At 65.9% G+C, this 20,956-nt stretch carries 13 protein-coding genes and 3 pseudogenes; 5 read left to right on the forward strand and 11 right to left on the reverse strand.

All coding sequences use genetic code 11. The features are described from left to right. Positions 1-37: 37 nt before the first annotated feature. From pgm to HN018_RS25575, 3 genes are read right to left on the reverse strand one after another with little or no spacing between them, the layout of a single operon-like run. Positions 38-1,693: a phosphoglucomutase (alpha-D-glucose-1,6-bisphosphate-dependent) gene (gene pgm, locus HN018_RS25565; RefSeq protein ID WP_171834333.1), complete on the reverse strand. Its 1,656-nt coding sequence runs from the start codon at positions 1,691-1,693 to the stop codon at positions 38-40. Continuing rightward, on the reverse strand, positions 1,690-10,158 hold the full coding sequence (locus HN018_RS25570) for a GH36-type glycosyl hydrolase domain-containing protein (protein WP_456307031.1): 8,469 nt from the start codon (positions 10,156-10,158) through the stop codon (positions 1,690-1,692). The genes pgm and HN018_RS25570 overlap by 4 nt, the downstream gene beginning before the upstream one ends. 46 nt (positions 10,159-10,204) lie before the next feature. Then, positions 10,205-10,414, reverse strand: coding sequence for a hypothetical protein (locus HN018_RS25575; RefSeq protein WP_171834331.1), 210 nt, complete (start codon positions 10,412-10,414; stop codon positions 10,205-10,207). 215 nt (positions 10,415-10,629) lie between these two features. Here HN018_RS25575 and HN018_RS25580 point away from each other — a divergent pair, with 215 nt between their 5' ends. From HN018_RS25580 to HN018_RS25595, 4 genes and pseudogenes are all read left to right on the forward strand, one after another. After that, a complete protein-coding gene (locus HN018_RS25580) occupies positions 10,630-10,809 on the forward strand; it encodes a hypothetical protein (RefSeq protein ID WP_171834330.1) in 180 nt (59 codons plus the stop codon). Then, a pseudogene (locus HN018_RS25585) lies at positions 10,745-11,569 on the forward strand (DDE-type integrase/transposase/recombinase); the annotation flags it as partial. The gene HN018_RS25580 and the pseudogene HN018_RS25585, both read left to right, overlap by 65 nt. A gap of 62 nt (positions 11,570-11,631) precedes the next feature. Beyond that, positions 11,632-12,392 (forward strand): IS5 family transposase gene (locus tag HN018_RS25590; protein WP_239478966.1). Its coding sequence is split into 2 segments (ribosomal slippage): positions 11,632-11,965 and positions 11,965-12,392, totalling 762 coding nucleotides; the frame shifts between segments, so codons are not numbered across the junction. 13 nt (positions 12,393-12,405) lie between these two features. Next, a pseudogene (locus HN018_RS25595) lies at positions 12,406-12,571 on the forward strand (IS481 family transposase); the annotation flags it as partial. A gap of 97 nt (positions 12,572-12,668) precedes the next feature. On the opposite strand, the gene HN018_RS25600 reads toward HN018_RS25595, so the two are convergent. From HN018_RS25600 to HN018_RS25635, 8 genes are all read right to left on the reverse strand, one after another. Further along, positions 12,669-12,929 carry a hypothetical protein gene (locus HN018_RS25600; protein WP_171834328.1) on the reverse strand — a complete coding sequence of 87 codons (261 nt, stop codon included), beginning with the start codon at positions 12,927-12,929 and terminating at the stop codon, positions 12,669-12,671. Between the two features lie 8 nt (positions 12,930-12,937). Beyond that, positions 12,938-13,552, reverse strand: coding sequence for a histidine phosphatase family protein (locus HN018_RS25605; protein ID WP_171834327.1), 615 nt, complete (start codon positions 13,550-13,552; stop codon positions 12,938-12,940). 2 nt (positions 13,553-13,554) lie between these two features. Continuing rightward, positions 13,555-14,649 (reverse strand): class I fructose-bisphosphate aldolase, encoded by a 1,095-nt coding sequence (locus HN018_RS25610; RefSeq protein ID WP_171834326.1) that lies wholly within the window; start codon positions 14,647-14,649, stop codon positions 13,555-13,557. Further along, positions 14,646-16,976: a phosphoketolase family protein gene (locus HN018_RS25615; protein WP_239479453.1), complete on the reverse strand. Its 2,331-nt coding sequence runs from the start codon at positions 16,974-16,976 to the stop codon at positions 14,646-14,648. The genes HN018_RS25610 and HN018_RS25615 overlap by 4 nt, the downstream gene beginning before the upstream one ends. Before the next feature lie 225 nt (positions 16,977-17,201). Further along, positions 17,202-18,056 carry a glucokinase gene (locus tag HN018_RS25620; protein ID WP_171834324.1) on the reverse strand — a complete coding sequence of 285 codons (855 nt, stop codon included), beginning with the start codon at positions 18,054-18,056 and terminating at the stop codon, positions 17,202-17,204. Further along, positions 18,053-18,253: a glucokinase gene (locus HN018_RS29195; protein WP_171834323.1), complete on the reverse strand. Its 201-nt coding sequence runs from the start codon at positions 18,251-18,253 to the stop codon at positions 18,053-18,055. Before HN018_RS29195 ends, HN018_RS25620 begins: the two co-directional genes overlap by 4 nt. Positions 18,254-18,512: 259 nt before the next feature. Further along, a complete protein-coding gene (gene tpiA, locus HN018_RS25630; protein ID WP_171834322.1) occupies positions 18,513-19,259 on the reverse strand; it encodes a triose-phosphate isomerase in 747 nt (248 codons plus the stop codon). A gap of 10 nt (positions 19,260-19,269) precedes the next feature. Continuing rightward, on the reverse strand, positions 19,270-19,584 hold the full coding sequence (locus HN018_RS25635) for an SHOCT domain-containing protein (protein ID WP_239479425.1): 315 nt from the start codon (positions 19,582-19,584) through the stop codon (positions 19,270-19,272). A 295-nt stretch (positions 19,585-19,879) separates the two neighbouring features. Between HN018_RS25635 and HN018_RS25645 the strand changes: the two are divergent. Beyond that, positions 19,880-20,707, forward strand: a pseudogene (locus tag HN018_RS25645) (IS6 family transposase). The last annotated feature ends 249 nt before the right edge of the window (positions 20,708-20,956 follow it).

Here is a 20,956-nt window from a genome sequence, read left to right on the forward strand (position 1 = left end):
GGCTGACCGAACCGTGCGCGACAGGCTCGGAAAACACTTACGCCGGCGCGCGCTTGCTGAAGAGCCGTGCCAGGGCATCCTGCGCCGCCTGCTGGATCGCGCGCAGATGTGCCTCGCTGCGAAAGCTTTCGGCGTAGATCTTGTAGATGTCCTCCGTGCCCGAGGGCCGTGCCGCGAACCAGCCATGATCCGCCGCCACCTTCACCCCGCCGATGGCGGCACCGTTGCCAGGGGCGGTGGTGATCGTGGACCGCACCGGCTCGCCGGCGAACTCCGTCATGGCGATCGCTTCGGGTGTGAGCGCCTTCAATTGCCGACGCTCTGCCGCCGTTGCGGGTGCGTCGGTACGCTCATACCACGAACTGCCGAGATCGTTCGCGATCCTGTCATAGGCGACAGCAGGGTTGGTGCCGGTCCGGGCGGTGATCTCCGCCGCGAGCAGGCCCACGATCATCCCATCCTTGTCCGTCGTCCAGGCGGTCCCGTCGCGACGCAGGAAGCTCGCACCACCGCTCTCCTCACCGGCAAAGCCCAGGCTTCCGGCAAGCAGGCCCTTGGTGAACCATTTGAATCCGACAGGCACCTCGATAAGTGCGCGACCGAGCCGGGCGGTCACGCGGTCGATGGTGCCGCTGCTTACGAGCGTCTTGCCGACCGCCGGCGCCGGTCCCCAGGCTGGACGATTGGCGAACAGGTAATCGATCGCGGCGGCCAGCACATGGTTGGGGTTCATCAGCCCATCCGCGCCGGCGACGATACCATGCCGGTCCGCATCCGTATCGGTGGCAAAGGCGACGTCGAACCGGCCGCGCAGCGCGACCAGACGCGTCATCGCGTAGGTTGAGGAGCAGTCCATCCGGATCCGGCCATCCCAGTCGGCGGTCATGAACCGGAAGGTGGGGTCGACGATGTCGCTCACCATGGTGGCCGCAATGCCGTAGCGCTCAATGACCGGCTGCCAGTAAGCGACCGCAGCACCACCGAGCGGATCGATGCCGATACGCACGCCCGATGAGCGGATGATGTCCATGTCGACTACGTTGGCAAGATCCGCAACATATGGTCCGACATAATCGTGCCGGTGGATGTGTGCGGATTTCAGCGCACGATTGAGCGGGATGCGCCTGACGTAGCGGAGGCTCGCCGCGAGCAGCGTATTAGCAGTCTGCTCGATGGCGCTGGTGACGTCGAGATCAGCCGGTCCGCCATCGGGGGTATTGTATTTGAAGCCGCCATCCTCGGGAGGATTGTGCGACGGCGTGATGACGACCCCGTCCGCCAGCCCCGTCGTGCGGCCGCGATTATAGGTCAGGATGGCGTGCGAGATGACCGGGGTCGGGGTGTAGCCATCATGCGCGTCGATGAACGCCTCCACACCGTTCGCCGCGAACACCTCCAGCGCCGTGGCCAGCGCCGGGCGGGACAGGGCGTGGGTGTCGATGCCGATGAACAGCGGGCCGTCGACCCCCGCCGCTTGACGATGCCGGCAGACCGCCTGGCTGATCGCCAGGATGTGCGCCTCGTTGAACGTACAGTCGAACGCGGACCCGCGATGGCCCGAGGTCCCGAAGGCCACGCGCTGCTCCGGGCTGGCCGGATCTGGCGTCAGGGTGAAGTACGCGGTGACCAGGCGCGGCACATCCACCAGGGCGGAGTTTGGCAGCAGCGTGCCGGCGAGCGGGCTGATCGTCATGAATGTACCTTTCCGCCGAGCATCACCTCGACCAGGTGGGTACCGCCATCGTCGCGCAATGCGACCGGTCCGTTGTCCGCGTCCGCGCCGTCCAGCCGCATCCCAGCCACGCCACTGCACACCTTGTCCGGATTGCTGACCACGACGCGGTAATGGGCCGAGCGCCAGGTTAGCGTGGCCTCGAAACCCGGCCAGTCGCGCGGAATACACGGGTCGAGATGCAGTGCGGCGCCCAGGATGCGCAGGCCCAGGATGCCCTCCACCCCGGCCCGCTGCATCCATCCGGCGGATCCGGTGTACCAGGACCAGCCGCCTCGGCCGACATGCGGCGGCACCGAATACGCGTCCGCCACCACCGCATAGGGCTCCACCTTGGACCGGTCGGCATCCGCCTCGGTCAGCGCGCGTCGGATCGGGTTGAGCAGGCCGAACAGCATCGCCGCCCGGTCGCCGTCGCCCATAGCCGCGGTGGCCAGCACCGCCCAGGTCGCGGCATGGGTGTACTGGCCGCCATTCTCGCGCAGGCCCGGCGGGTAGCCCTTGATGTAGCCGGGATCGTGCGTCGTGCGGTCGAAGGGCGGGGTCAGCACCAGCAGAAGCCCGTCATCGGGCCGCACCAGCTCACGGTTAAGCGAGGCCATTGCCGTCGCCGCCCTATCCGGTGGCGCCACGCCAGACAGCACCGCCCAGGACTGCGCGATGGAGTCGATCCGGCACTCGGCGTCGGTGTGCGACCCGAGTGGGGTGCCGTCATCGTAGTAGGCACGAAGATACCATTCTCCATTCCAGGCCGCCGCAAGTGCCGGTTCCAGCGCCGCCGCGTGGGCACGCCAGACTGCGGCGCGGGCGTGATCACGCGCGTCGGGCCGTGCTTCGGCCAGCGGTGCGAATGCCAGCAGCGCCTTGTGCAGGAACCAGCCGAGCCACACGCTCTCACCCCGCCCGGCCTCGCCGACGCGGTTCATGCCGTCGTTCCAGTCGCCGGTGCCCATCAGCGGCAGGCCGTGCGTGCCGGTGGAAAGGCTGTGGTCGAGGGCGCGGGCGCAATGCTCGAACATGGTCCCGCCACTGTCGGCAGGCTCGGGTGCAAAGAACCGGTCGTGTTCCGCCTCGGTCAGCGCCGGCGCCTGCAGGAACCCCGCCTGTGCGTCGAGCAGCGCGCCGTCGCCGGTCGCCTCGACATAATGCGCGACGGCGGTCGCCAGCCAGGCGCAGTCGTCGGAGATCCGGGTGCGAACGCCCATGCCGGACCCCGGCAGCCACCAATGCTGCACGTCGCCCTCGACGAACTGCCGAGCCGCCGCCCGCAGCAGGTGCTCGCGGACCAGGTCCGGGCGGGATGCGGTCAGCGCCATGCCGTCCTGCAGCTGGTCGCGGAACCCGTACGCGCCGCTCGCCTGGTAGAAGCCGGCGCGCGCCCACACACGACAGGCGAGCGCCTGGTACAACAGCCAGCCATTCAGCATGATGTCCATGCTGCGGTCCGGCGTGCGCACTTCAACCGCGCCGAGCACGCCGTCCCACAAGTGATGGATCCCGACCAGGACGGCATCGAGGTCGGCGCCCCGGTACTTCATGACCAGGGCCCGCGCCGCGTCCGCGCTCGCCGCTTCGCCGAGCAGGAAGACGATCTCCGCATGCCCGTCCGGCGGCAGGTGGATGGTGGCCTGCATCGCCCCGCACGGGTCCAGCCCGGCCCCGACGCACCCGGATAATGGCGCCGCGCGGGCGACACCGGCCGGGCAGTCAAGCGAGCCGTTGCGACCGATGAACTCGCGCCGATCGCCAGTCCAGCTCGTCTGGCTGCCACCGAGATCGGCAAACGCGACATGCCCGCTGTTTGCCGCACCCCAGGGGTTGGTCGCGAACATCGCGCCGGTCTCGCTGTCCATCGTTGTCGTGACGAACGCGGCCGTGGCAGTGCGGGAGGCGCCGAGCACCCACTCCACGTAGGCCGACACGCTCAGCGTCCGGGCGCGGCCGGACAGGTTGTGCAGTTGCAGGCGGGACAGCTTCACCGGGTCAGCGGTCGGCACGTATTGCAGCAGGGAGCTGGCGATGCCGTGGGCCACGCGCTCGAAGCGGGAAAAGCCGCGGCCATGGGTGATCACGTAGGTCGCCGCCGGGTCGCGGCGCGGTGATGCGGTCGGACACCACAACCCGTGGGTGTCGACGTCCCGGATGTAGAACGCCTCGCCCGAGCGGTTGGTGACCGGGTCGTTGGACCAGGGGGTCAGCTGGTTCTCGCGGCTGTTCCGGCTCCAGCTGTAGCCGCCACCCTCGGCCGCGACCAGGAAACCGAAGCCCGGGTTGGCAATCACGTTGATCCAGGGCGCCGGCGTGGCTTGGCCGGGGCGGAGCACCACAACGTACTCTCGGCCGTCATCGGCAAAGCCACCATGGCCGTTAAAAAACTCCAGGGGGGGCACCGGGGGGATCGCGGTTCCCGTGTCACGGGGTGGCTGCAGGGCCGGTACGGGCAGCACCGCAGTGCTCCGCGTACGCAGCTGCTCGGACAGGCTGCCGCGTTCGGCCGACAGCACGACGCGCGCGGCCGAGGCCAGCAGGGCGACGGTCTCCTTGGCAACCAGGTCGCTGCGCAACAGGAAGAGCGCGCCCTCTGCCGCCGCCCCGATGACCGGCGGGGTCCGGGGCTGCATCCGCACCAGCGCCTCGAGCGCGATCTGCAGGTCTTGCGAATAGGAGGCTGCGTGCTCGTTCAGGATCACCAGATCCACCGCGAGCTGCTTCAGCCGGAAATACTCGTGTGCGAGCAGGACCTGCCGCGCGACATCCAGGTCGGCGCTGTCGCGGATGCGGAGCAGCAGGATCGGCAAGTCGCCCGAGACGCCCTGCCCCCAGAGCCCTTTTTGCGCGCTACTGCCACGCCGGATGCAGTCCGACCCCGGCCGCAGCGCCGGACCGGCGAACACTAGGTGCCCTGCCAGGCGCTGGAACAGGTCTGCCTCGGTCGGGCGAATGCCAAGGTGGCGCAGCTGTACTTGCGCCTGCGCCCAGGCCAGCGTCGAGGCACGGTCAAAAGCGGCGGCATCACGATGCTTGTCTATGGCGCCAGCCAGCGCGTCGCGGCTGCCAGCCACCATGGTCCAGAACGCGACGCGCACCACCGCCCCGGGCGGGACCGTCACGCGACAGCGCAGGGCGAATACGGCGTCCAGCACGGTCCCTGTGGTCCCGGACAGCCTTCGCCCATCCATCGCGGCAGCGTCACGGACGCACCGTCCGCGGCCCAGGAAGCGGGCGCGATCGGTCTCCGTCTCGATAGTGGCCGCCGTACCCTCCGCGACCAGCAGATGTGCCGCCCATATCTCCGGCTCATTGGGGGCCCGCCGCCTGCGGGTCGCCAGGATGGCGTCACCCAGCCGCTCGGTCTGCACAAACATCTTGGCGAAGGCGGGATGCGCGATGTCGTCGGCGCCGCGGATCAATGCGAGCTCGGCGTACGAGGTGATGTCGATGGTGCGTGCTACCCGGCCGCCGTTTGTCACGGATATGCGACGAACTTCGGCATCCTCCTCGGCCGAGACCAGGACCTCCATGGTGGTCGTCAGGGTTCCGTCGCGTCGGGCGAACTCGGCCCGGTCCTCTCCGAAAGCCACCTCGTATTGGTCCGGTGCCACGCCGATCGGCTGCAGCCCTGCCGACCAGACCTCCCGACTGACCGCGTCGCGCAGGAGGATCCAGGATCCCCAATCATCAAGGGTCGGGTCCTCTCGCCAGCGGGTGACAGCCACATCTCCCCACCGACTGCTGCCTGCACCTGCTTCCGTCAGCATGACGGCATAGCGTCCGTTCGACAGCAGGTGCGTGACGGGTTGTGGCGCGTCCGCGCTGGTGTAGCGCCGCCCACCCGGCCGCCCGACGGTTTTTGCGGCTGACGGTTTCTTGACCATGGGTAGGGGTCGCGCGATCGCCACGTTGCGGGGCGCACGCTCCTGTAGCAGCAGCTCAGCCGCCTGGATGATGGGTTCGGCGTGGAAGCGCGACCGCATGACCCCGACCAGCACGGCATCGGCGATCGCGATGATCGTCATTCCCTGGTGGTGCGCCATGAATGCCCGCACCACGGCCACCCGCTTGCCGGCCGGGACCCTCTCCGGAGTGTAGTCGAGCGCCTCGTAGAAGCCGTAGCGCCCCTGCCCGCCGGCATTTGCAAGCAGCAGGAGGTTGCGGACGGCTGCCGCGGGATTGACCATGGCTGCCAGCGCCGTGGCGTAGGGCGCGATCACCAGGTCGGCGTCCAGGCCGCGTTTCAGTCCCAATCCGGGGACGCCGAAATTGGAATACTGGTAGGTGTACTCGACGTCACGCACGTTGTAGGCGGATTCTGACACGCCCCACGGCACGTCATGATCGCCGCCGAAGCCGATCTGGCGATGCACCACCAGATGGCTGGTGTCCTCGAGCAGGCTGCCGTGCGGAGCTCGCATCACCAGGGACGGCATCAGGTACTCGAACATCGAGCCTGACCAGGACACCAGCACGGCGCCGCCATCCATCGGTGTCAGGGCGCGGCCGAGCCGGAACCAGTCGCGCGCCGGGATGTCGCCCTTGGCGATGGCGATGAAGCAGGCAAGCCGTGCCTCGGAGGCAAGCAGGTCGTAGCAGTTGGCATCGAGCACGCCTTCGTCGGCAAGGAAGCCGATGGAAAGCAGCTTGCGCTCAGTGTTGCGGAGGAAGCGGAACTCCATTTCCAGGGCCATGCCGCGCGACGCCTGTTCGATGGCGAGCAGCCGGGGGCCTAGGTTCGCCGCCTCGGCCCAATCCCGTCGATGACTTTCGACGGACCGGTCCAGAGCGGTGATCCAGAACTCGAGATCCGCAGCATCCGGCCTTGCAGCACTCAGCAGCTTTGCAACGGCTGCTGCCGAAGCGGTATCGGCAGCGAGTCCGTCAAAGGCTGCATTACGATCGCCGCCCGGGGGTTGTGCCAGCCGGGTCGTGATCGCCGCGAGTGTCGTGCCAATATCGCCCAGGAGGGGCGTCGGCGGGGTGGTCGTGGACAAGCGGGCCAGTTCATCGACGGCGATACCGGCGGTGTCGACCAGGCCTGCACGATAGGGCGAGGCTGCCACCGTATCGCACTGCCAGGACCTGCACGTGTTGGCGAGCGCGATCAGGTGGCCGGCCAGGTTGCCGCTATCGACGGTGGAGACGTAGCGCGGCTCTAACGGACGCAGGTCGGCGGTGCCGTACCAGTTGTAGAAATGCCCGCGGAAGCGCTGCAGCCGCGCCATCGTGCCCAGCGTCGCCTCAAGGCGGTCTACCGTGTCTATAAGCCCAGCCCAGCCGAAATCATGCGCGGCTGCGGATGAGAGCAGATAGAGGCCGATATTGGTCGGCGAGGTCCGGCGTGCCAGCACGGGCGCTGGGTCCTCCTGGAAGTTATCGGGCGGCAGCATGGTGTCAGCGGACGTCACGAAGCTCTCGAAGAACCGCCAGGTCCGCCGGGCGGTCATCCGCAGTGCCCGCCTGTCTTGCTCCGACAGCGCCGGACGGTTGCCGGTGGTCACCCGGCTGCACCAGTACGCGACCGCCGGCGAGGCGATCCAGGCCACCGCAAATGGCAGCGTCAGCATCCAGCTGTGGGCCGGAGCACCCGCCCGTGGCCAGACTGCCACCCCAAGGGCGAGGACGCCCAGCACTGGAGCGCCGGCCATGCGTCGATAATAACCGGCAACGCCGAGGGGCGCCCCGTCCGCTGCCTGCGCCGCCGTGACCCACTCCAGCAGGTGGCGGCGCGTCCAGAACACCCGCACGGTGGTCCGCGCGATCGCGTCGCCCATCAGCACGGCCTGGTGCGCCAGGAACACGACCACCAGCCCGGCCAGCGCGGTGGCGTGGCGCAGTCCGTCGGCCAGCACGCCCAGGTAGCTGCGCCACGTGACCCAGCGCGAGCCCGGCGCGACGTCGGCGAACACCGGCAGCAGGGCGGGCAGTGCGATCGTCAGCAGCACGAACACGGTCCAGGCCAGGGCCGCGGGAAACGGCAGCAGCCACCCGGCCAGCAGCGCCCCCACACCGGCCGGCGCCGACAGCGTCCGCCGCAAATTGTCCAGCATCTTCCAGCGACCCATCGCCGGGATGGCGTCGCGGGCAGCCGCCCCGTGATGCGGAACGATCCAAGGCAGCAGCTGCCAGTCGCCCCGGGCCCAGCGATGCTGACGCAGCACTGCGACCGCATAGGCAGCGGGGAACTCCTCGACCACCTCGATGTCGGACGCCAGTGCCGCGCGGGCGAACACACCCTCGAACAGATCGTGGCTCAGCAGCGTCGAATCTGCGACCCGGCCTTGCAGTGCCGCTTCGAACGCATCCACCTCGTAGATGCCCTTGCCGGCATAGGAGCCCTCGCCGAACACGTCCTGGTACACGTCGGAGACGGCACCCGCGTACGGATCGATCCCGTCCAGGCTGGAGAAGATGCGCTGGAACATCGTGCTGCCGCATCCGGTCGGCAGCGACGGAGTGACCCGCGGCTGCAGCACCGCGTAGCCCTCCACGACACGCAAGCGGACCGGGTCGAGACGCGGCGCGTTCAGCGGGTGCGCCATCTTGCCGACCATGCGTCGCACCGCGCCCTGCGGCAGCCGTGTGTCGGAATCCAGCGTCACGACGTAGCGCACGCCGGACGGCACCGGTGGCGGGTCCAGGAACGTCGTGTCGGTGGCGCCACGCAGCAGCCGGTTCAGCTCGTGCAGCTTGCCGCGCTTGCGCTCCCAGCCGATCCAGCGCGCCTCGCCGGCATTCCAGACCCGGCGCCGATGCAGCAGCAGAAAGCGGTCGCCGCCCGGTGCGCCGCCGTACAGCCGGTTCAGTCGGTCGATGCCGGACCGGGCCTCTGCCAGCAGTGACGCATCGGTGTCGACATGCTCCGCCCGGCTGTCGGTCCAGTCGGACAGCAGCGCGAAATGCACCTCGCCATCCCGGCTCGCCAGATGGTGGACCTCCAGCCGAGCGACCTGCTCCGCCACCGCCGCCTGCGTGGTCAGCAGGATCGGCACGGCGACGAGGGTGCGTAGCGGTGCGGTGATGCCGGACTTCAGCTCGAGCCCGGGCAGAGCCGTGGCGCCGAATACCGACGTCGCCAGCCGGTTCACGCAGGCGACGGACGCATCGGAAGCCAACACGAATCCGGCCGCGCTTAGCAGTGCCAGCATGAGCACGCCAGCCCCCGCCCCTGCCGCAAGCCGCAGCGGCACCGCCACGAAGGCCAGCGCGAGCAGCACGACAGCGGCACCGTAGCCACTGATGCCCAGCCTGCGGCAGCCCTTCTCCAGCCAGGCGCGCCAGGTCGGCCGATAGCCGATCGCCGCCTCGAACGCCGCACGGCCGCTGCCGATCAGCGAGTAGCCGGGGTCGTGCTGCCTCCCATCGGGGTGCCCGGCGGCGATGCTGGCGGCCTTGCGGGCGATGTCGAGCTCGGACCAGTCGGAGCCGCGCGACAAGGTCTCGATGGCAATGCGATAGAGATTGCGGGTGGTGAAATCCATCTCCGCGAACGGCGCCTCGGCGGCTAGCACGTCGTCGACCAGGGAGACCCGCTCGAACAGGTCGGTCCAGTCCATGCCGGCGATCATCCGCATGCTGGTGATCACGTTGCGCACGGTCGCGTTGGCCATGCCGTGCTTGTGCAGCTCGTCGCGCACCACGTCCTGCACCGTCGTACCCTGCGCCTCGAGCCGCCGGTCGAGCCAGGCCAGTGCCGGGTTGGTGCGGGGGTCGTGGCCGCGCAGCCGGTGCGCCAGCTGGACCGCGAAGGGATCGCTCACCCTGGTGTCGCGGGGCAGGCCATCCGGCAGGTTCAGCGCGCTGCCACCGACGCCCTCGACCCGGTCCGCCAGCTCATCGGCCGATTGCCGTGCGGCCGCGTCATCCACCACGAGCTCGGCGACACGCCGGAGATTCTCGATCAGCACGATCCGCAGCGTGATCGGCAACGCCCACAGCTCGCCGATGGTGAGCGGCTGCACCGACTGGTACGCGACCAAGTAGCGGCGCAGCGTTTCGATGTCGATATGGCTGTCGGTGTGGGCCACCAGCGACCACATCGCCCCGAACACCTGCGGCAGGCCGGTGAACGGGCCGGCCGCGAGCTTCGGCAATTGCACGTAGAAGCCCGGCGGCAGGTCGATGCCAATCTCGCGGATCTGCATGTCCACCAGGTGATAGTTGTCGGCCAGCCACTCTGCCGCAGGCGTGGCGTGGTGACCGTCCTCGGCCGACTTCGCGAGAACGCGGTTGGCCTGCAGCAGGAACGCGGCATTGTCGGCCAGCCTATTGGACAGCCGGCTGCCACGCGTGCGTCCGGCGGTCACCGTCTGTGCCGCGGCCAGGCTCCGAGCATGCTGCTCGAGACGCTCCACCCCGAACAATTCGGCCCGCACCGGGGTCCGGGCCCACGGCAGCGGACGGGCCCGATGCCCTAGCCCGCGGCTCGCGATTAGCGGCCCGCGCGCGGGAAGCCGGAGAGCGCTGACACTCACCGGGTCAGCGACGGAACAGGCTTCTGCGGCCCTGCGGCACGGCGGCGCCGGACAACAGCGTGTGGCCACCGAGATGGGCGCCCTCAGCCGCGTCGTAGTCGCCGAAAGGCTCCGCGCCGGAAATTGTTGCCGGGGCTGTGGGACCGTCGGAGACAGCCTCGGCAAAACCCGGATTTGCGTTGCTGGGCTGCGGGCTGGTCTGAACGTCGCTCATCGTGTCCTCCCTTATTGGTGATCCGGCAGCATAGGAAACCGGAACCGACGCCAACGGCAGGCTCGGAAACTACTTATCGATCGGGCGCAGCGTCTGACCGGCGTGCGGCTGAGTAGTTTTCGGTCCTTCGCCTGGCAGAACGGATTTGATAGCGTCCGCGTATCGAGAGATGCTCGGCCATCCAGCCGGCGTCATTGTCCTCATGGGAGATCGTGATGTCTCAAGACAGCCAGTTGCAGCAAGCCGTCCTGGCGGAATTCGACTGGGAGCCTGGTGTTTCGTCCCAGGTTTTGATGGTGCATTCTTATCCGGTGTATGGAAGGAAGGATTATGGGCCAGGTTCTGCATGGCTGCGCCACGACGACCGCGGCAATCCGTCGAGCGATAAAGCATAGTCAAAAGAGCCTCAGGGCTCTCGCCCGACGTTACGGCATCAACCAGAAAACCGTCGCCAAGTGGAAGCGGCGGAATTTCGGTGACGGACCAGCCAACCGGTCCAAGAGACCCGAAATCCGCCGTGTTGTGGGTTGAGAACGAGACGATCATCGTGGCCTTCCGTTGCCATACGCTGCTGCCACTCAACGACTGCCTCTACGCCCTGCAGGCGACTATCCCGCATCTGACCCGCTCGTCACTGCATCGCTGTCTGCAACGCCACGACATCTCGCGCCTGCCTGACGTCACTGGCGACAAGCCCGACAAGCAGAAATTCAAGGAATATCCGCTCGCTATTTCCATTTCGACATCACCGAGGTCCGCACCGAGCAGGGCAAGCTCTACCTTCTTGTCGCCATCCACCGGACTTCGAAGTTCCCTTTCACCCAGCTGCATGAGAAAGCCACCAGGTAGGTCGCCGAAGCCTTTCTCCGCACCCTCATCAAAGCCGTGCCCTACAAGATCCACACCGTCCTGACAGACAATGGCACCCATTTCACAACGCCGGGAAATGTCTGCTCGGCCGCCGCCAATATCCCTATTGCCATGGATAGGGGTGAATTCTACCGGGCGCGCTCGTTCGAGTATGCGTGCGCTCAGAACAGCATCGATCATCGACTGACCAAGCCGTGCCACCCGTGGACCAACGGGCATGTCGAACGCATGAGCCGGACCCTCAAGGAGGCCACCGTCAAGCGATACCACTATGAGAGCCAAGACTAGGTTCAGGACCCTTTACGCGGCTCGATGCAGTGTGATTCATAGGGGATTGGAGGTGTCCGATGTCCCGTTTGATCCTGCTTTCCATCGCTCAGATGAACCGGCTCTCGCCACATTTCCCGCGCCCCCGGGGGCTTGCGCGCGTGGACGACCGTCGCGTCGTCAGCGGGATCGTCTACGTGATCCGCAACGGGCTTCAGTGGAAGGACGCCCCAGCGGGATACGGGCCGCACAAGACCCTCTACAACCGGTTCATCCGGTGGAGCCGCCTCGGCGTATTCGACCGGATCTTCGCAGCCCTGGCCGCCAAGGCAGGCGTGCCTGAGCGCCTGATGATCGACAGCACGCATCTCAAGGCACACCGAACGGCCGCGAGCCTGCTTAAAAAGGGGCTGCTCCGCGCTGCATCGGACGCACAAAGGGCGGCTTGAACTCCAAGCTGCACGCCGTCTGCGACGGCGAGGGCCGCCCGGTCATCATGATGCTGACGGAGGGCCAGATGAACGATCACAAGGGTGCCGCTCTCCTGCTTCCAGCGCTCCCCGCCGCGCGTGAACTGCTTGGCGATCGTGGGTATGACAGCGACAAGTTCCGGAATGGTCTGCGAGAGCGCGGTATTGAGCCCTGTATTCCGCCAACAAGGAACCGGAAGGCCCCTCCCGCCTACGACAAGATCCTGTATCGTCAGCGCCATCGCATCGAAAATACCTTCGGTCGCCTCAAGGACTGGCGACGGATTGCCACCCGCTACGACCGATGCGCCCACACCTTCTTCTCGGCAATCTGCATCGCAGCAACCATTACGTTCTGGCTCCCACAATGAGTCCTGACCCTAGCTCAAAAGCCACTTGGCGGACTTCATCACGGCCTACAACTTCGCCCGGCGCCTGAAGACCCTCAAGGGCATCACAGCCTACAAAACCCATCTGCAAAACCTGGACAAACCAGCCACAGCGATTCATCGTAGACCCGATCCACCAAATGCCGGGACTGAACATCTAGCTTAAACCGTTACCGGTTGTCTCGGCGGCCTGCGGCTTGAAATTGTTCATGACGGATTATCCCGGACCGTTCCGTGGACGGCCTCGCGCCAATCTGATCAGTCAGGGTCCCGCGCCAGCATTGCCGCTGTCGCCAGCCAGGCCAGAACCACCGAGGTCGTCGCCACCGTGACGATGTTGATCCAGAACAGGTGCTCGGTGCCTGCATAAGGGGTACGAAACTTTCTGCCCGGGATGAGCAGCAAAAGCCACTGTATGATGAGCGTCACGCAGCCCGCCTTCAGGATCATCAGATAGCGGGACTGGCCATGCCGGAAGCTGACGCTCGTCAGCAGCGCCGCCATCACGCTGGCTGTCACCAGCCATATCATCGCGACGCGCTGAGGTTCCAGGCGCTGATGACTGGTAGATCGGCGTGGCCGGGATTGGATCCGAGGACGCCCACGGCAGCGGTCCCGAGCACGAAATGCTGGCCTTCGATTACCGGCAGCCCGATCCACCGCACTGTCAGGCTGCTGCCGATCTGGCCGTGGGAGAACAGGGCGATGCTGCCCCCTAAGGCCCGCAACCGCGCGATGAGGCGATCGGCGCGCAAGGTGACCTCGGCCGGTCCTTCCCCCTCTGGACAACCGTCGCGATAGACGCTCCAGCCTGACCGCTCCGCACGAATCTCGATCGACCGTCGGCCCTCATAGGCGCCGTAGTCCCACTCGGCCAGGTCCGGCTCCTCCTCCGCCATGTCCCCCAGTCCCGCCAGCATGCAGGTCTGGCGGGCACGTCCGGCCGGGCTCACGAACACCCGGTCGAACGACACCGTGGCCAGCATCGGACGCAGCGCCCGAGCTTGGTCCTCACCGTGTCCGGTGAGCGCGATATCGGTCCGTCCGGTGTGGCGGCCGGACAGCGACCACGCGGTCTCGCCGTGACGCACGAGATAGACGCAGCTCGTCGGCCGCTCAGCTTGGACACGGTGATGCTCCATCGTCAGGGGCTGGAGAGGCCGGCTGTCATCGTGCTGGTCGGTCCTACCGGAACGCCGTTGAGCCCGACCTGCCACTCCATCAACGCGTCGTAATCGCCGCGAAGCGCTGCCTGATTGCACAGGGCGCGATGCTGCAACGCCTCCTGTGCGTCATGCCGGTTGGCGTCGTCGCCACGCCATATCTCCAGGGCAGGCTGCTGGATAGCGCGCGCAAACGAGAAGACGAGGGGCCATGGGAGATCTCGGCGCGGATAGCCGGCCTGGATGTTCATCGCGTTGAGTCGCGCCGACGCCAGCTCGCCGGACTGTCCGCCCGACAGGAACGCGATGCCGGCGACCTCCGCCGGCACGTGCTGCAGCAGGCACGCGATCGTAGCTGTCGCAACCGCGTCTGCTGACACCTGCACTGTACTCGTCAGCCCGGGGAGAACCATGTTCGGCTTCAGGATCAGTCCGTCGAGGGCCACACCCTGGGTGGCGAGTTCATCGAAGACAGCCGCGAGCACGTCGCCAGTAACGATCTGGCAGCGTTCCAGCGTGTGGTTGCCGGTCATCAGGACTTCCGGCTCGACGATCGGGACTAGGCCCGCCTCCTGGCAAAGGGCGGCATAACGGGCCAAGGCTTGAGCATTCGCCTTAATGCAGGCGAGGCTCGGGAAGCCTTGCCCGATGCCGATCACGCCGCGCCACTTGGCAAACCGTGCGCCGAGCAGGGCATAATCCTTCAAGCGATCGCGCAGCCCGTCCAGCCCTTCGGTGACTGTCTCGCCCGGATGCAGCGCCAGTGGCTTGGCGCCCAGATCTACCTTGATCCCGGGGATGATGCCGGCGGCCACCAGCCGTTCGACCATGAGCACACCGTGGCTGTCCTGCTGGCGGATAGTCTCGTCATAGAGGATCGCCCCGCTGATGCAGTCGCCAAGCCCGGGCGTGGTCACCAGCAGCTCGCGATAGGCCCGCCGCGCATCCACTGTCTGCGGGATGTCGACAACCGCGAAGCGCTTGTTGCAGGTGGGCGTGCTCTCATCCATCGCGAGCAGGCCGCGGCCCTCCGCGACCAGAGCATGCGCCGTGGCAGTCAACCCGCGCCGGCTCATGCTGTGGCGCTCCATTTCCAGTTGCGTATCTCGGGCAGGTCCTCACCGTGCTTGTCGATGTACTGCTTGTGCTCGATCAGCTTGTCGGCCATCAGCTGCCGCAGATAGGCACCCTTGGTGCCGAGCCCCGGCACGCGGTCGACGACGTCCTGCACGAGATGGAAACGGTCGAGCTTGTTCTGGACACGGATGTCGAAGGCGGTGGTGATGGTTCCCTCCTCGACATAGCCGCGCACGTGGATATTGCGGTTCGTGCGACGGTAGGTCAGGCGGTGTACCAGCGACGGGTAGCCGTGGAACGCGAAGATGATGTGCTTCTGCTTGGTGAACAGCTCGTCGTACTCGACCTCGCTCAGCCCATGCGGATGCTCGCTCGCCGATTGCAGCCGCATCAGGTCCACCACGTTGATCACCCGTATCTTCAGATCCGGCAGATGCTCCCGCAGGATCGATACCGTAGCGAGGATCTCGAGCGTCGGCGTGTCGCCGCAGCAGGCCATGACGACATCCGGCTCCTCGGTGTGATCGTTGCTCGCCCATCTCCAGATGCCGAGCCCCTGGGTGCAGTGGATCACCGCCTCGTCCATGGTGAGCCATTGCGGCATCAGATGCTTGCCGGCGACCACGACGTTCACGTAATGGCGGCTGCGCAAGCAGTGGTCGAACACCGACAGCAGGCAGTTCGCATCCGGCGGTAGATACGCACGCACAATGTCGGCCTTCTTGTTGATCACGTGGTCGAGGAAGCCCGGATCCTGATGCGTGAAGCCGTTATGATCCTGCTGCCACACATGCGATGCGAGCAGATAATTGAGCGATGCGATCTTGCGGCGCCAAGGCAATTCCGACGTGACCTTCAACCATTTCGCGTGCTGGCTGAACATGGAATCAACGATCCGGATGAACGCCTCGTAGCTGTTGAACAGGCCGTGGCGACCGGTCAGCAGATAGCCCTCGAGGAAGCCCTCCGACTGATGCTCGCTCAGCATCGAGTCGACGACGCCGCCGTCCGGCGAAAGGAACTCGTCATCGGGCACCTCCAGCGCGTCCCACTGGCGGTTCGTGACCTCGAAGACCGCACCGAGCATGTTCGACAGCGTCTCGTCCGGGCCGAAGATACGGAAGTTGCGCGGCTGGTCGTTCGCCGACACGATGTCGCGAAAGAACTGCCCGAGCACCGTGGTATCCGAGGCGACGACAGCGCCTGGCGACGGAACATCGACGGCGTGCACACGGAAATCGGGCATCAGCAGGTCGCGCAGCAGCTGCCCGCCATTAGTGTGTGGGTTGGCACCCATGCGGCTGTTTCCCTGCGGTGCAAGTGCTGCCAGCTCGGGAAGCAGTCGCCCCTGCGCGTCGAACAGCTCCTCGGGCTTATAGCTCCGCATCCAGCTCTCCAGCTGCGACACGTGTTCCGCATGTGCGTGATCCACCAGCAGCGGCACCTGATGCGCGCGGAAGGTGCCCTCCACCTTGAGGCCGTCGACCATCCTGGGGCCGGTCCAGCCCTTCGGCGACCGCAGCACGATCATGGGCCAGCGCGGACGGGCAGGTATGCCGGTCGTGCGCGCCTGGACCTGGATGTCGTGGATGTCCTGCACGACGCGCTCCAGGGTCGTCGCCATCAGCGTGTGCATGGCGTCTGGATCGTCGCCCTCCACGAAATAGGGCGTCCAGCCGCAGCCGCGGAAGAACTGCTCGAGCTCCTCGTGGTCGATCCGCGCGAGGATGGTGGGATTGCTGATCTTGAAGCCGTTGAGATGCAGGATCGGCAGCACGGCGCCGTCGGAAATCGGGTTCAGCAGCTTGTTGGAGTGCCAGGCGGTCGCCAGTGGTCCGGTTTCCGACTCTCCGTCACCCACCACGCAGGCGACGATGAGGCCGGGATTGTCTAACACGGCACCGAAGGCATGGCTCAAAGAATAGCCGAGCTCGCCGCCCTCGTGGATCGATCCGGGCGTTGTCGGCGCGACATGGCTCGAGATGCCACCGGGAAAGGAGAACTGCGTGAACAGCCGCCTCAGTCCGGCCTCGTCCTGACTGATGCTCGGGTAGATCTCGCTGTAGCTGCCTTCAAGGTAAGTGTTTGCCACCAGCGCCGGCCCGCCGTGTCCGGGCCCAGATACATAGAACATGTCGAGGTCGTATTTCTTGATGACCCGGTTCAAATGCACATAGATGAAGTTCTGGCCTGGCGTGGTGCCCCAGTGACCGACGATCAACGGCTTGACGTGGGCGAGCGTCAACGGCTCACGCAGCAGCGGATTGTCGTAGAGGTAGATCTGACCGACCGAGAGGTAGTTCGCGGCGCGCCAGTAGGCGTTCATCAGCCGGACTTCAGCGGCATTGATGACCGCACCCTCCGGCGGCCGCTCCGTCGTGGCGATCGGAAGCCTTGGGCTTGTTACGATCGTATCCATTCAAAGATCCTCGGGGTCCGTCACGTTCGGCAGCAGGCGCCGACCAACCTGTCCGCGGCGCCAGGAACATAAGCCCGGGCGGCGAGTGGTCGGAGGGTAGTTTCTGTCTGTGGATGGGTGCAGCCTCGGAAACTACTCAGCTGCGGCAGTGCCGCTGCCAAGATCCGATCCGACGGGCGTGCGCGGCAGCCTGTGCCCGGCGTCCTGTTTCAGGCCATACATTGCAGTACCAAGCAGGGCGGCGTTCACGGTAATGACGCGGACGGGGACCGCGCGAAGAAGGTTGGCGAAACGCCCCTTCGACGTGAAGGCGTGCATGAACGCGCCATCCTGCAGCTGCGGCACCACACGTGGCGGCAGGCCGCCCGCAAGATACACGCCGCCGGTCGCCATGACCTTCAGCGCCAGGTTGCCGGCCTCGGCGCCCCAGACATCGATCACGATGCGCAAGGCAGCGGCGGCAAGCGGATTATTGTCTGGGTCATGCAGCGCGGCTTCGATAATGACCGGTGTCCTGTCATGTGCTGCGTGTAGAATTGCCGCGAATGCGGGATCTTTCGAGGACGGATCACGCGAGCGCACGTAATCATACATGTTGGGCAGACCGGAACCTGCAAAGACTCGCTCGTAGGCGGCATGACGGAACCGCTCGGTCAGGAACCGCCAGAGCCCGGCCTGGATCTCGTTGGTCGGTGGGAAATCCGCGTGGCCGCCTTCGGCGGCGCACGTCACATAGCTCTCGCCGCTCCAGATCAGGAACGCCTCGCCAAGGCCGGTGCCCGGCGCCAGCACAGCAATCGCCGTGTGGGGCACCGCCTGTCCTGCATTGATCTCGACCACTTCCTCGGGCAACAGATGCGGCACCGCATGCGCGATTGCCTCGAGGTCGTTCAGCAGGGTGACACGATCAAGATAGAGCGCTCGGGGCAGGGCCTGTTCCTCGAGATCCCAGGGCAGGTTGGTCAGGTGCGCCTTGCCGGCAATCACCGGACCTGCCACGTCGAAACAGGCGGAGGAGTCGGGTGGCCGCCAGTGCTCGTCAGGAACGCCTCGACGATCGGCTGCAGGCCGGAATTGTCGGTACTTTTGTAATCCTGTCGCGCTAGGAAGTTCCTGGGCCCCGCCTCCGCGGACACCAGGGCCAGCCTAGTCGTGGTCCCGCCAATACCACCCGCGATCAGCATCCGGACCTCTTCGTTACTCTCTCGAACAGTATGCTCACTGCCGCGGCTGTCCTGACACCAGGGGCATCACAGGCCAAAGCGGCATCAGGATGGTTGCAAGCCGGCAACGTTCCGATCTTGCGTAAAGGCCGGAAGTCCAGCGCGCCCGTCTTGGTTTTGTGCCACCTAGCCCCGGATGATCTGGCGTGGTCTTGATCTGAGATCGCCATGATGCATCCTATCTCTGCAACGTCACGGTCGCCTGCTCGAGGTACAGAGGCTAGCGGTCCGTCAAGCCGAGTATTGCATCGAATTTATCTGCCTTCAGGCTGGCCCCGCCGATCAGCAGGCCCCCAACCTCGGGAATGCTCAGGATTTCTGCCGCATTATCTGACGTCACTGACCCGCCATACAGGATTCGGATTGCCGATCCGAAACCACCGAACTGGGTCATCAGGCAGGACCGGATATGCTGGTGCATTTCAGTGACCTGCTCCGAACTTGGCGGATGACCGCTTCCGATCGCCCAGAGCGGCTCATACGCGATCGCAGTTACCGCAGGTTTGCTCGGCGCGCTGAAAAGACTGCCGGCCAGCTGGCTGGCGCAGCTGGTCAGGGCTCTTCCGTTGCTGCGCTGTTCCTGTGTCTCGCCGATGCAGACGATGATACTCAGGCCGGCCCTAAAGCCCGCCAGCGCCTTCGCCGCGACTACTGCGTCAGTTTCCTGGTGAAGCCGCCGGCGCTCGGAATGGCCGACGATCACTGTGGTCGCTCCCGCATCCTTCAGCATCTCGGCGCTGACATCTCCGGTAAACGAGCCAGAAGCCTCCGCGTGACAATCTTCACCCCCCATCGGAAGCCGACCGGCCGCGACTTGAACGGCTCGGGAGATCAAGGTCGCCGGAACGCAGAGCAGCACGTCGGCATGAAGCGGCCTCGACGCAACGCAGGCTGCCATCAGCTCGATTTCCGGAAGCTGATCACTGAGACCGTGCATCTTCCAGTTGCCGGCAATCAGCTGACGCATGGCACAGGCATCACAGGGCTGTCCGGCCAACGAGAGTGGAGATCGGAGCAGCTGAAGCGACAGCGCCACGCCGCGCGATCGGGGTTGAACTACCTGCGATGTCGGATTTCAGTTGAGCATACTCCTCGCGGGTGATGTCGCCGCGCGCATAACGCTCATCGAGGATGTCGAACGCCCGGTTATCCGGCCGGCCTGAAAACCTCTGATGCGCACGGTAGGTGTAGCCCCAGTTCCCGAAGCTCGACAGCATCAGGAAGATGAAGCCGAACCATAGGAACCAGCCCCAGCCAAGAAATCCGTCGTTCCAGTAGGTATGGATCATCATGCCGCCTCATGGTCTTGAAGTTGATCTGTTGAGACAAATATTCCCCAATGCCGAAGTTAGCGGCAGCTTCGGAAACTACTTAGCTTCGGCAGGCTGCACGTTCGCGAGCTGGTTTCGAAGAACGGCCAGGGTGTGGCGAGCGATCATGGCCTCCTCGTCGGTGGCGATGACGCGCACCTCCACAGCACTCCCTGGGAGGCTGATCGGTTCGGTCAGCCCTCGCGCCAGGGGCGGTCTAATGGCCGCTTGAAGCCTGCCGTAGCGTCGCAAGCCGTGGCACTGGGAGGATATCGGGATGAACTGCGTGTGCTGTGGGGCTGCGGCAGTGACGGAACGGCCGGAGATGACGGCACGCGGATAGCGGTGCTTCCGTTGCCGGGCCTGCGGACGTCAGTTCAACGAGCGCAGCGGTGGCGTGCTGAACCGGACCTGCCTGCCCAGCGACATTATCGCCTTCGTGGTGTTCTGCAGGCTCCGCTACCGGCTGACGCTGCGCGACCTGAGCGAGATCATGGCGCTGCGTGGGATCGAGGTCAGCTACGAGGCCGTGCGTGACTGGGAGGCAAAGCTGCTGCCGGTCCTCGGCGAGGAGCTGCGCAAACGCCGCCGCGGCACCGGACGGCAATCCGGCGTGAGCTGGTATGTCGACGAGACCTACCTGAAGGTCCGCGGCCGCTGGACCTACCTGTATCGGGCGATCGACCGGGATGGGAACCTGATCGACGCCATGCTCAGCGAGCACCGCGACATGAAGGCCGCCAACGCGTTCTTCCGCTCGGCGCGGGCGGTTATGGGCCTGCGGCCGGACCGGGTGACGACGGATGGGCACGGCTCCCACCCAAGGGCGATTCGCACTGTGCCGGACAAGGCAGTCCGCCACCGCACCAGCGCGTACCTGAACAACCGCCTCGAACAGGACCATCGCGGCATCAAGGGCAGGATCCGATGTATGCGTGGCTTCAAAAACCACGATGCCGCCCACCGCCTCTGCCGAGAGCATGGCGAACTCCGCAACCTCCTTCGCCCTCGTCGCCGTCACAACCAGATCGTATCCGCCTCCCTCCGACGCACCCGCTTCGCAAGAGGCGCCCGAGCTGCACTCCGAATCATGCAGAATGCGTGATCCCGCAAGCTTCCGCAGAGACCAGTGAGAACGATGGCACGGGTGCTGACAGAACCGTGTCGGCTGCGGGCTCCCGGCCGGATCGACAGGAGCCACGCATGCATCGACATCCCATCCCTGGCCGGCAAGAGGGGTATCAAAATAAGGCTAAACCTGACCGATCGAACTTGGTTCGGGACAAACCGCCATTTTCTAAAGTTCGGAACGGCACCCCGCTCGCCTTCGTCATGCTTGCGCTAACACGCCGTT

The sequence above is a fragment of the Lichenicola cladoniae genome (genome assembly GCF_013201075.1).
GTDB classification, from domain to species: Bacteria; Pseudomonadota; Alphaproteobacteria; order Acetobacterales; family Acetobacteraceae; genus Lichenicola; species Lichenicola cladoniae.

What these genes read in the sequence shown, in the direction of transcription:
- pgm (WP_171834333.1), bottom strand. Translation starts at nt 1,693, where the DNA reads ATGACGATCAGCCCGCTCGCCGGCACGCTGCTGCCAAACTCCGCCCTG.
- HN018_RS25575 (WP_171834331.1), bottom strand. Translation starts at nt 10,414, where the DNA reads ATGAGCGACGTTCAGACCAGCCCGCAGCCCAGCAACGCAAATCCGGGT.
- HN018_RS25580 (WP_171834330.1), top strand. Translation starts at nt 10,630, where the DNA reads ATGTCTCAAGACAGCCAGTTGCAGCAAGCCGTCCTGGCGGAATTCGAC.
- HN018_RS25605 (WP_171834327.1), bottom strand. Translation starts at nt 13,552, where the DNA reads ATGGAGCATCACCGTGTCCAAGCTGAGCGGCCGACGAGCTGCGTCTAT.
- HN018_RS25610 (WP_171834326.1), bottom strand. Translation starts at nt 14,649, where the DNA reads ATGAGCCGGCGCGGGTTGACTGCCACGGCGCATGCTCTGGTCGCGGAG.
- HN018_RS25615 (WP_239479453.1), bottom strand. Translation starts at nt 16,976, where the DNA reads ATGAACGCCTACTGGCGCGCCGCGAACTACCTCTCGGTCGGTCAGATC.
- HN018_RS29195 (WP_171834323.1), bottom strand. Translation starts at nt 18,253, where the DNA reads ATGCTGATCGCGGGTGGTATTGGCGGGACCACGACTAGGCTGGCCCTG.
- tpiA (WP_171834322.1), bottom strand. Translation starts at nt 19,259, where the DNA reads ATGCGTCAGCTGATTGCCGGCAACTGGAAGATGCACGGTCTCAGTGAT.
- HN018_RS25635 (WP_239479425.1), bottom strand. Translation starts at nt 19,584, where the DNA reads ATGATGATCCATACCTACTGGAACGACGGATTTCTTGGCTGGGGCTGG.